Here is a 12594-nt window from a genome sequence, read left to right on the forward strand (position 1 = left end):
GAGAAGCAAGCTACGTAATTCGTAATTAAAAATTGTTAATTATTTTTCACTATGAGTAAACGGTCTAAATCATCTGTATTATTGTTCATTAACTCTTTAATTTTAGAGATAAACTCATGCTCTAAAAAAGGCTTGGTTAAGTAAGCTTTTGCACCTAATTCTTTAGCAAGCTGGCGATGTTTTTCAGCGCTGCGAGAAGTAAGAATCACAACCGGAATTTTTGCTAAATTTGTGTATTGGCGGAAATTGCTCAACAACTCAAAACCATTCATTCTTGGCATCTCTAAATCGGAGACGACAACTTTAATTTCAGGATGTAATTGCAATTTTTCTAGAGCTTCTACACCATTTTGAGCTTGTATTACTTGATAGCCAGATTTTTGGAGAGTTAGAGAGAGAGTTTGCCGGAGACTAATTGCATCATCTACTACTAAAACGACTTTTGGTGATTTATAATCTGGCTCTTGAGAATCACTGGGTTGGGTTTCTATAGTTTTTGTGGAAGTCGATGCCGCAAGTAATGGTGTAGATGAAAAAGTATGCCCTGATATTGGCAAGGCTTTTATATTTGACACAGAAGCGACTGGTAGGGGCCTGATATCAAGTGTTGTTTGTTGGATTTCGCTAGATTTTATTAACAACAAAGCATCAATTACTAAGATGAGATTACCACTAGCTAAACTACTACAACCATAAATGTATTTTGGCGGTGCGATCGCATTTCCTAAAGGTCTGATTACCAGTTCTTGTTCGCCGATTATCTGGTCAACTTCTAAAGCAATCTTTCCCTTATTTCCCTGTAGCAAAAGCACTGGATTCTTTGCTATGCTTGGGTTTTGAGTATTTGAAGTATTGTTTGGATTTTCATTATTAATGAATGAACCATTATAATTAATCAACTTTGAAAGTTGACGAAGGCTGACCATAGTCTCATCATTGTCTATATTCAAATGTAAGACTTTTTTCCCTTCAATTTCTTTAATCTGGTGTTCAGAGGGAATCAAGATTTTTTCGATACTGTCCAACATCAGACCATAAACAACACCTTTGGCTTGAACTAACATTAACTTCTCTGTAGTCATAGAAAAAGGAATTTTGAGGATGAATATTGTTCCTTGGTTGGGTAAGGATTGAACTGAAATTGAACCGTTGAGCGCGTGCATTTGAGTACGCACAATATCTAAACCCATACCGCGCCCAGAAATTTCACTTACTTTATTTGCAGTAGTAAATCCAGGCGAAAATATCAAATCTAAAAGTTCAGGTTCAGCCAGACTAGAAGCATAGTTTCTAGTTTTTTCTTCAGTTTGTATGGGATAAAGTTCGGCAGCTTTTCTGCGAATTCTGTCTAAATTCAATCCCTGACCATCATCACGAACTTCGATAACAGTTTGGCTACCCTGATGATAAGCGCAGATTTCGATTAAACCTTCTTCTGGTTTACCAAGCTCTCGGCGAACTTGCGGAGCTTCAATACCGTGGTCAAAAGCATTACGCACTAAGTGTAACAAAGGATCGTAGAGCTTTTCGGCGATCGCTTTATCTACCAGTACTTCACTACCAGTAAGTTTCAATTCAACAAGTTTGTCATGGACATTCCCCAATTTATTTACCATCTGGGGGAAACGATTCAGAATATTGCCCAAAGGCGACATTCGTGCTTCGACTAAGCTATCTATAATATTAAGAGTTAAATTCTCTTTTTGATCGCTAATTTGACTAGCTTGTGTCAGAAGCAAGTCAAGAGATTCTGTGGTTTCTTGTAGTTGCAGTGTCTCTTCTATTGCTTCATGCAATGTCATGTGAAATTCTGTATATACATCCATTTCTAGAGAGTCAAAATCCACTGCAAAACTTGGCGTTTGTTCTGATGTAATGTTTTGTATTTGTAAAGGTAAATCGCGTAACTCATTTAAAGTTGTTTGGTGTCTAGTGAGTTGCTGTACTAGCTGCTCAATTATTTCTTTGACTTGTTCATCTTGTAAACTACGCCGTTTTTGGGAAATCAGCAATTCTCCTGCCAGATAATTGAGGTGTTGCAGTCTCTCTGTATCTACCCGAATAAATGAAGGTTGGCGAAAGTTTTTAGTTTGAACATACTGTGATTTATCTTCTATTTCTTTGTTGATTTGTGTAGCTATCTCAGGCATGACTTCAATAGCTGTTTCTGGAACGTCTATAACTATCTGCTCGCTGACAGTTAATGAATCAAGCTTTCCTGAATAATTATCTGTCTGGGTTGTTACGACTTCAATAGCAAGATTTTGCCTAGCTTCTTCTCCCCATATTGCTTCTAGCAAGTTATCAGTTGATTGAGAAGATACAATCTCTTTGATCGCTAACAGATTTTGTAACTTTGGACTATCAAGCCAATTTTTCTCTTCGCTAGTAACAGGAGGATAATTTTTATATTCTTTTGCTAATTTGTGAATTTGGTTTTGTAATAATTTAATTGCTGAAAGGTGGCTATCAGATACTTTCAGAGAATATTGAAATTTTGCAACTGCAAATAGGATAATTAAGATTATGCCACGTCGATAAATACAAAGACTTTGACTATCTTCTTCATCCTGAACAAAATAAAGAAAGTTTTTTAGCCAGTTTTCGATATAATTAAGCAGATTTTTTCTTTCTAATCTGGGAACTAGTAAAGTCAAACTGAGTTCAACTTCTGGTATTTGCATCTGGTGATTAAACCAGCCATAAATGTAGCGAATTACTTTTAAATAAAACTTGGCGGTTTTTGGTTTTACCGATTCGCTCTTATTGTTATCAGATGTAGTGAGAAACTGATAAAATTGTTCTTCATCAATGATAAATCTGTCAGCAAATGAATTATTTGGTAATTTTTCAGGTAACTCATTATTTTCCACTACCGCGAGTTTTTGCAAACCTGATGAAGATTCTCCACCAGATGTGCGATCGCCTGCTAATACTAATTTTTTTGCTTGTTGTAAATCTACTAGGGCAATTTCTGCAATTTGCTGTACCTGACTGGGATTTGCTTGCAACGCTGAGAGAATAGTTTGGGAAATCTCTCCCAATCCAGGTAAATTTAAAGATTCTGCCAAGCCCAGAAATACTTCAGCTTGAGAGTGTAAAAAATCGATAAATTCGTCATTATTTGGTGGATTGTTAATAACGTCAGTAATACTGTTTAGACGTTGTTCTACTCCTACTTCAAAAACAGATTGTACAATATCAAACCCCAATTCTTCAGAAGTAGGAATATGAGATTCAGCACCAAATGCATCACCCAGCTTTTCTTGCAACTGCGCGAACACTGAAGTCGCTCGCTGAAGCAGTTCTTCGTCATTAACAGTACTACCGATTAATTCAGTATTTAATGCTATACTCAAACACTCATAAGCTTGTAACAAAAGTGTTTGTAATTCTGCATCAACTACCACTTTTGGATTGTATAAAGCCTTAAATACATCTTCTAAAAAATGAGCGATCGTCTTAATTAATTCTAGCCCGACGTTAGCTGCACCACCTTTAAGTGTATGAGTGGCCCGCATTAGATTGTGAATTTTAGCAATGCTATAATCTTCCGACAAGCTAAATAGTTCTTGTTCAATAATTGTCACTAATTCTGGGGCTTCAGCTAGAAAGTAGATGTAACCTTGTTGGCGAATTTCGTTATCTGTAATCATAATTATAGAGTGGGGTGTGGGAAGTTAAAAGTTAGGAGTTGGGAGTTAAAAGTTAGGAGTTGGAAGTTAGGAGTTAGGAGTTGGGATTTAAGAATTGGGAGTTATGAGTTGGGAGTTGATCGACCAATTGATTTTTCAGTTGTCTTAACTATTGAACTCAAAATCCGAATGATTTCGTCTGCATAGATTAGTTCATTAGTATCAATCTTTACTAGTTTGGACTGTTGTAGTAGACGTAGCCAGTATTTAGTTTCCCTAGCTTCTTTGTATGCAATATACATTTTTGCCAAGAAATCCTTTCTACTCTAACCACCGCTAGCCTCTTCAACATTCGCGCCAATACTTGTCCCACTTCGTAGTAATTGCTTAGAAAGCACATATTCCCGTTGCTCTTGCAGTTTAATATATAGGTGAATAATTTCTAAAGCAAATTTAAAACTTTTCTGTTGAATAATACTCTCTGCCAATTACTCTTCTCCTCTGTTTAATTAAAAAATTAAAAGTAATTAAGATCAAAGCATTTTATATTTACCAATAAAATAGTGTTTTATATAATTAATGCTTTGACCTAATAACTTCTAACTCTTAACTCCTAACTATTTTTCATTTGACTTTAAATTTACTAGCAGTTGTTAATAACTCTTGCGCCATTTTTGATAACTCTTGGAACACGGTAGCAATTTCTTGAGATTCAGCAAAAGTTTTATCGGCAATTTCTGCGACATCTTGCATTGATTTGGTTACTGTTACAGATTGCGCCATTTGGTTTTGAGTCGCTGCGGTAATTCGCTCGATTAGCTGACTTATTTCGGCAGTCGCAGAAACGATCGCATTTAAGTTTTGGCGAGTGTCACTAACAAGATTTGTGCCTTCTACTACCTGCTGAATACCAGTTTCCATTGCTACTGCAACTTCTCCGGTTTCTGCTTGAATCTCCTGAACTAACTTTTCAATTTCGATGGTTGCTGCTGCTGATTGGCGAGATAAAGAACGGACTTCATCAGCCACAACTGCAAAGCCTTTGCCATATTCACCAGCACGAGTAGCTTCAATGGCTGCATTCAAAGCGAGTACGTTTGTCTGTGTGGCAAAATTACCAATCAAATTCACCACTTTGGAGATTTTTTGTGAGGATTCGCTGAGGCGTTTAATCTTTTTGCTGGTTTGAGCAACGGTTTCACGAATTCCTTGGATTGCTTTTACAGTCAGGTTCATGGCAGTATCGCCAGACTCTACAGTTTGATTGGCTTTTTGCACTGCTAGTTGTACTAACTCAGCATTAGCTACTACAGCTTGAGTAGAGTCCACCATTTGTTGAATGTCACCTAAAGCTGTGGTAATGTCCTCAGACTGTTGTTGTGCCAGATTGGTTAGTCCCGCTAGTGAAGACTCGCTATTGCTAGAAGTTTGGGCAACTTGTTGAGCTGCCCCTTGTACTTGAACAACAATTTGCCGCAGTGCTTGCAGAGTATTATTGTAAGCATCTGCGATTGTGCCTAGTTCGTCTTCTGTAATCGGCGCGCGTACTGTTAAGTCGCCGTTGAGAGCGGGTCTAAGGGCTTTTAAGAGTTGAATAGATCGTTGTTGTAGTAACTCCTTGGCTGCCTTTTCTCGTGTTGCTGCTTCTGCTAATTTTGCTGACTGCGCTTGTACTTGTTGCAAATATTCGGTATGTTGTAATGCCAGTCCTAACTGGCTGCCAATACGTGCTAACAAAGTAACTTCTGATTCTTCCCAATCACGAGTTCCGGAATTTTGATAAGCTGCCAGCAATCCCCACAATTGTTCGCCAGCAAATACAGGAACAATTACATAAGCTTTAGCTTCAAATTGCTCTAAAACTTCAATATGGCAAGGAGAATGACCTACCTGATAGATATCATTTACAACAAAGTTTTCCCCTTGGGCATATCGACCTCCTTGAGTTTCTTGTAAGTGGGTATCTTCCCAGACGGTTTTGATATCGGGGCCTACCAGTTTTACCCAAAGATGACCTGCTGACTCGGCGACAAATTCACCACTCCAGTTGGGATTGAAGCGATACACGGCAACGCGATCGCATCGCAGTAATTGCCTGACTTCTTGAGTAGTAGTTTTGAAGATTTCTTCTACATCTAAAGATTGCCGGATGCGGTTACTGATCTTGGTGAGAGCTTTCTCTTGTTCTGCTATTTGAGCTAGTTTCTCAGATTTAACTCGCACTAATTCCAAATAGTCTATCTGTGATTTAGCTAAACTAAATTGCAAGCTAGTCTGAACCAAAAAGTTCACTTCCCAGCTTTGCCATTCACGGGAGCTAGAGTTTTGATAAGCTGCCAGCAATCCCCACAATTTATCTCCGAAAAATATCGGAACAATGATATAAGCTTTGGCTTCAAACTGCTCTAAAATCTCAATATGGCAGGGAGCTAACCCTACTTCATAAATGTCATTAACGACAAAGTTTTCACCTCTGACATACCGACCTCCCTTGGTTTCTTGCAAGTAGGTATCATCCAAAACGGTTTTAATATCAGGGCCTACCAGTTTTGTCCAACCAGTACTCACAGACTCAGCCACAAATTCACCACCCCAGTCAGGGTTAAAACGATAGACAGCAACGCGATCGCATTGTAGTGATTGACGCACTTCTTGAGTGGTTGTTTTGAAAACACTTTCTACATCTAAAGATTGTCTGATGCGGTTGACTATCTTAGTGAAAACTTTCTCTTGTTCAACTATTTGAGCTAGTTGGTTAGATTTTGTCTGCACTTGTTCGAGATATTCTGCTTGTGAGATAGCTACACCAAATTGCAATCCAATTTGAGTTACAAAGGTTTCTTCCCAAGGTTGCCAATCACGAGGCCCAGAATTTTGATAAGCTGCTAACAAACCCCATAATTTTTCTCCAGCAAATATGGGTGCAATGATGTAAGCTTTCATTTCATACTGCTCTAAAATGTCAATGTGACATTGAGAATGGCCCATTTGATAAATGTCATTAACTACAAAGCTTTCACCCTTGGCATAACGTCCTCCTTGAGTGTCTTGTAAGTGGGTATCTTCCCAGACCATGTAAAAATCAGGGCCGACCATTTTTATCCAGCCGTTACCCACTGACTCAGCAACAAACTCACCACTCCAGTCAGGTTTGAAGCGATAGACACCGACGCGATCGCATTTTAGTAATTGGCGTACTTCTTGAGTAGTTGTTTGAAAAAGCTTATCGACATTTGATACCCGCAGAATTTTGTCGATGACTTTGGCTACCGATTTTTTTGCTAGTAGCCGCTGTTGCTGTTCTTTTTGGAATTCAAAGCTTTGTAATTTGTAAATTAGTTCTGTTGTCAGTTGAGATAGTAGGCTAATTTCTACTTCTTGCCACTGCCGCGTTGAGTAGCAATTATTGACTGCTAGTAAGCCCCACACTTTACCTTCTACTACAATCGGTAAACTCAAACTAGCTTTAATTTGAAATTTATCTAGCAGTTGCTTTTGATAAGGGGTAAGTTGAATCTGATTGATATCGTCAATAACTACAGCTTCTACATAGTCTTGATTGGTATATAGACCAAAAATAATTCCGGGAATATTTTCGCCTAAAGTTGGAGTCCAACCTAATGTTCTTGATTCGGCTAAAACATTACCTGATTCTCGCGAAGTAAACTGATAAATTAAGGCGCGATCGCAGCCAATCTTTTCTCTAATTTGTGCTACAGTAATTTTAAGTAATGTATCAATGTTTGGGGCTTGGCGCATGTGAGTTGCGATATCTTTCATCTGTCGCCGCCAAGTTTTGAATTCTTGAGCGATCGCACTTAACAAAGACATTTCACTACTAGCAATATTTGCTATATTAGCGTTACCATTCTGATTTTCTAATTCAGAAATTAAATGCTCGTTATCATGGCTGTTGTTATACAAAAATGTCATTTGATTAAACCTCAAAATTGTGATGGGTAATAAATGGATATGTGGCAAGCGATATTTATCTGGTATTTGCTGATTAAGAATTAGGAGTTTTCCAAACTCACATTTTACTAAATATTCAATTATGAATACACCATGCTGGAGCTTGAATAATACTTATTGCATCCAAATTAAAAATTATATTCTCTGAATTATTAATAAAATATCCTTGTAAAAAAGGTGATAATTGAGGATAAAATAATTCAGCATTTGCAGGTTTCATTTCTTGAGTATCTAGCCATTCAATATCTATTAGTTGTCGCACCAAAAGTCCCAAATACTTACCCTTATTTTCCAGAACAATTGCCATCATTCTTGAAAGTAAATTTGGCCCTTGCGAAATAGGAGGATAACCTAACATTGCCTCTAAATCAACTAACCAAAGCATCTCACCACGCCAGTTATAAATACCTAAAATGCTACTTGGCATCTGAGGAACGCCACATACTTCTGGTAATGATACTTGTAAAACTTCTGTGATGTGTTGTAGAGAAATGACGGCTGTATCACTTACTCCCAAATTAAAACTTAAAAACTTTTGTTGGGTTTCCAAAGCTATCGATCCTTAGTCCTTGATGATTTATCTCTAGCCATTATTTGCAGTTATTGTTGATTCTTGGAGAAATTCTATCTAAAAAATAGTGACTTCTAGAATTTGTTAACTTATGAAATTTTTACTAATTAAGTAATCGCTTTAAAATTACCACTAGTTCGTCTCGATCGATCGGTTTTGATAAATAACCATCAGCGCCTAACATATTACCCCAAATTTTATCTACCTCACTATTTTTTGTAGAGCAAAAAACCACAGGTATATTGCTAGTGTCAGGATTATTTTTCAATTCTCGGCAAATTTCAAAGCCACTTTTCCCTGGTAAAATTACGTCGAGAAATATTAAGTCTGGCTTAATTTTATCTATTTTGTCTTGAGCCTCTTCACTACTAGTGGCGCTAATCACAGAATAACCTGCCTGCTGCAAGTAACGGCTGATTATTTCCATATCTGTTAAGCCATCTTCAACAACTAAAACAGTATTCATGGCAATTACTCATTAACTTTTTCTCAAAAAGACATGGAAGGGACTAGAGACTAGCCCTAACCCCTTTGCCCTAACCAATATTTTACAAATCAAATAGGACTACTATAAATACAAAAAATTGTATTTGTCTAATTTTGATTCAATCTTTATTTATCAACCTCAGAAAAAGTACGTAATAAACATAAATAATATTAAATAATATTTTTAATAAAAAATAGTTTGAAAACCTAATTTAAATTTTCAAGTTTGGATTGATTTTTAAACTTGAAACATAATTAATAACAAAAAAATAAAATTGATAATATATCTAAAACTTCAAAATAGTTTAAAAATAAATAATTTGAGCAATAAAGTTAATTTAAAGTTTTTTTGCCTCAATAATAATTAAATTATTGAGGTACAAAAATCTCTACATTTGGAGAAATAATTAAAAACCAAAAATTGCTGCTAAATCTCTCTAATTACAAACCTCTAAACTAGATTTCCTCTTCTCGCTGGATACGCTTTGTGTAGGTAAATATTTACGTATTATACTTATTACTTTATCAGCCACTACAGGTTTAGTGAGAAAGTCTGTAGAACCAACTACTTTGGCACGAACTCTATCTAAAAGCCCATCACTACCTGTTAATATAATTATTGGTGTGTTGGAAAAAGTAGATATTCGTCGTAACTGAGTACAAATTTCGTAACCACTAGCAATCGGCATAATCAAATCCAAGAAAATCAGATCTGGTTTATCTTGAATCAGGGTTGGTAGAGCTTGTACAGCATCTTGAATTTTGATAAATCTCAATCCATTGGAAGTGACAATATTTTCTACCATTTTGCATACTTGAGGGCTATCATCGACGCAAGCTATTAGTGGAGCAATTCGCTTTTTTGCTTGAGTGGTGGTAGAGTTATTATTAACTTCAGTAATTCTTAAAGGCAAATCAGGTACTTCTATCAATTCGATGATTCCTTTAAGAATATAAGGAAGCAATGAACGGGTCAGTGGCAATACACTTTGCTTCATTTTCATGGCTAAATCTCGTAAAGTGAATTTGCCATTGATTAAATTCACAAAGTTTTTGTAGACAGATGGACTTACCATCTGCTCAAGTTGTTCTGGTCGCCGTAGAATTGGTGCTAAGTCAGGAGAAAAATTTGCTAAACCTGCTTCTGACCAAATTTTCCATGAGTCTTGCATGTGCTTTACAGACATTTCTGAACTCGTGAAGCTCATTGGAGTTTCTAAAATAACTTCTTGGCTGCGATTGCAAGTTAAAGAAGCAAAGTTTCCTTGCAAAGCTAGGTCAAATAATAGTTCTGTTATCGTGTTTTCCGCAATAGATTGAATCTGCTCTCTCTGAATTTTCTGTTTCTTATAAAATACTTCTATCAGTTTATAGTCCCAGTAATCAATTGATAGGTCTTGCATCGGTAACTGCAACTTATCAATATCAATCTGGGGACAATTTTGAGCTAAATGTCTGCGCCAACGTCGGAAGGGATGAGTTCCGCCTGTTGCCCAAACTATCCGTCCCAATCGATAGTAAAAAGTCCATTGGCTGCCCTTGGAACTCTTAATATTTAACTTGCCATTATATTGCAACTGAGTACAAGTTTTAAATTCATTTACTAGGTTATTTGAAATAAGTTCTTGATGGGGCATAGTTTCTTCCTTTTATTAAAAAGCTAGCTATAAAAAACCGATACTAGTAGAACACAGCGTAAATCTACCTACCTTCTCAATTAACCAGACAAGTTTCTTAAGTCACTTGTCAAAGGTAGGCAACACTTCTGTCACTGTGTTCTAGTTATATAGCGATTGGCAGATATGTGAATCAGTGCAAATGGATTTGGGATATAGCAGTCTAAATCAAGATTATTAAAAGCAAAACAGATATTAACATGACAAAACTATTGCTAGTAAGTAATTTATCTAGCATAGAGTTTTTATTGGCGGAGTTTACTTTTCTGCTAATATTTATGACTAAAGTAGGTTGCCATAGTCGACATCATAGTGTAATAACATATCATTTTAATAATTTTCATATAGAATCATATCCGTATAAGTTCTGATTTTTGTTTAAAAAAGTAGAGAGTTGTGCTTTATTTATTGAAATTGACAATAGAGTTTAAATATTTATTTAAGTTTACTATTCTTAATTATTCTAAGTAATGCCAACTTTTCTAGGAATATTAAAAAAAAAGGCGTGCTACTAAAACAAGTAGCAGCCAGATTATAAAGTATTTATTTAGACAATTTATTCAAGGTTGCTTGTGGTTTTGATAACTGACAACAGCTGCCCTGAGATTACTTTGGTGTTCTGAAAGAAGGCGATCGCCTTCGTCTTTTTCCAAACCAGTCCAGTGCATTAATAGCGCCAGCTTAACCCATTTACCACTCCGTTCTAGTAAAAAACCAGCAGTTTCGCGACTTAAACCTGTGAGGTCTTGCAAAATACGCAAAGCGCGATCGCGTAATTTTTGATTTGTGACTGCTACATCCACCATGCGATTGCCATAAACTTTGCCGAGCTTAACCATCACGCCGCTAGAAAGAATATTTAAAGCTAATTTAGTGGCTGTACCAGCTTTCAGGCGAGTTGAACCGGCGATTATTTCTGGGCCTGTTAATAGGCGAATGTCAATATCAGCATCAAAGCTAACTTGTTCAGCAGGAACACAGGCGATAAAAATAGTTGTAGCTCCTCGCTGACGAGCAGCATGAAGCGCACCGTGGACATAAGGCGTTGTCCCACCAGCGGTAATGCCAACTACGACATCTAATTGGGTAACGTGCCGCCCAGCGATCGCCGCTTCACCATCTTCAATGCTGTCTTCTAAATCTTCAGAACTGCGTACTAGTGCGCCAGCACCACCAGCAATAATCCCCTGTACCAACTCTGGGGGTGTACAAAAAGTAGGTGGACACTCAGCAGCATCTAACACCCCTAACCTGCCACTTGTACCCGCACCGATATAAAATAGGCGCCCTCCGTGGCGCAAACGCTCTGCGGTGCGCTCAATTGCTTCTGCTAACTGAATTTTTGCCGCTGCAACAGCTGCGACGGCCTTTTGGTCTTCGTCATTAAACAACTCCACCAATTCCAGAGAACTGAGCTGGTCTAAGTTCAGACTGTTAGGATTTACCAGCTCAGTTAAAAGATGCCCGCGTTCTTGCAAATTTGTCATTTGTCATTTGTCCTTTGTCATTTGTCCTTTGTCATTTGTCCGTTGTCATTTGTCAGTTAGCGACCAGTAAACAATGACCAATGACTAATGACTAATGACTAATGACCAATGACTACTTACAACAATCCTTCCAATTTGCGACGCATCTTCTCTAATTCAGAATCAGACAATTCTGGTTCTTCTAGCGGCTGTTGATTGAGAGGGAAAGTGTCTTCAACAGTATCCTCCTTCTGGGCATCTTCTTGCCAGTCAGTTTTTTCGACGTTAAGTTCTGGGGGAGTTACAACTAAATTGCTGTTTTCTGGGATGATTTCCCATTCATACCCAGCACTTTCGCAAAATTCCTTGATTTCTTCAGCATCGATCGGCTCCGGTGTAGGTGCGGGGAAATCCTGAGCTTCTAACATCAGGGCAAAGCGCGTGGCATCATCTTCTGACTCGAACATCAGAATTTTATTGCGCTCGCCTTCCCGAATCGTGTGAATCCCCTCATTTTCCGTTCGAGCATTAAAAATTAACACAAAAACACGCATTGGTGTAATCATCTGTCCTTTTTAAGGTTTATTCATATTAAAGTTCGAGATTGTGCCTCAAGGAAAGTCACAAGAATAATTTTCACTCTATTCAGATTTTCCTGAAAACGCCAATATTATTCAGCATAAGTATTGGATCGAGAAAATACCGTAACTCAACCAATGGGGTCTTGAGTTTAGTTGGCGTATCCTGGAAATGGCATACTGAACCAATGTGCCAGTTAATGCTTGTGT

General features: G+C 37.4%; 7 protein-coding genes and 1 pseudogene. All 8 read right to left on the reverse strand.

Translation table 11 applies throughout. From position 1 onward, the window contains the following. Positions 1-35: 35 nt before the first annotated feature. Positions 36-3656: a response regulator gene (locus tag RM368_RS03995; protein ID WP_322692846.1), complete on the reverse strand. Its 3621-nt coding sequence runs from the start codon at positions 3654-3656 to the stop codon at positions 36-38. Between the two features lie 101 nt (positions 3657-3757). Beyond that, a pseudogene (locus tag RM368_RS04000) lies at positions 3758-4123 on the reverse strand (four helix bundle protein). Positions 4124-4259: 136 nt separating this feature from the next. After that, complete coding sequence (locus RM368_RS04005; protein WP_322692847.1) at positions 4260-7568, reverse strand: GAF domain-containing protein; 3309 nt, start codon at positions 7566-7568, stop codon at positions 4260-4262. Positions 7569-7683: 115 nt separating this feature from the next. After that, positions 7684-8157 carry a chemotaxis protein CheW gene (locus RM368_RS04010; protein WP_322692848.1) on the reverse strand — a complete coding sequence of 158 codons (474 nt, stop codon included), beginning with the start codon at positions 8155-8157 and terminating at the stop codon, positions 7684-7686. A gap of 124 nt (positions 8158-8281) precedes the next feature. After that, a complete protein-coding gene (locus RM368_RS04015) occupies positions 8282-8644 on the reverse strand; it encodes a response regulator transcription factor (protein ID WP_322692849.1) in 363 nt (120 codons plus the stop codon). 457 nt (positions 8645-9101) lie between these two features. Then, complete coding sequence (locus tag RM368_RS04020; protein WP_322692850.1) at positions 9102-10301, reverse strand: response regulator; 1200 nt, start codon at positions 10299-10301, stop codon at positions 9102-9104. Between the two features lie 599 nt (positions 10302-10900). Beyond that, positions 10901-11827, reverse strand: coding sequence for an N-acetylmuramic acid 6-phosphate etherase (gene murQ / locus RM368_RS04025; RefSeq protein ID WP_322692851.1), 927 nt, complete (start codon positions 11825-11827; stop codon positions 10901-10903). 116 nt (positions 11828-11943) lie between these two features. Next, entirely contained in the window at positions 11944-12372 is a 429-nt protein-coding gene (locus RM368_RS04030; protein WP_322692852.1) for a DUF3110 domain-containing protein, read from the reverse strand. Positions 12373-12594: the final 222 nt, after the last annotated feature.

The sequence above is a fragment of the Nostoc sp. DedSLP03 genome, from assembly GCF_034530815.1.
Lineage (GTDB): Bacteria > Cyanobacteriota > Cyanobacteriia > Cyanobacteriales > Nostocaceae > Nostoc.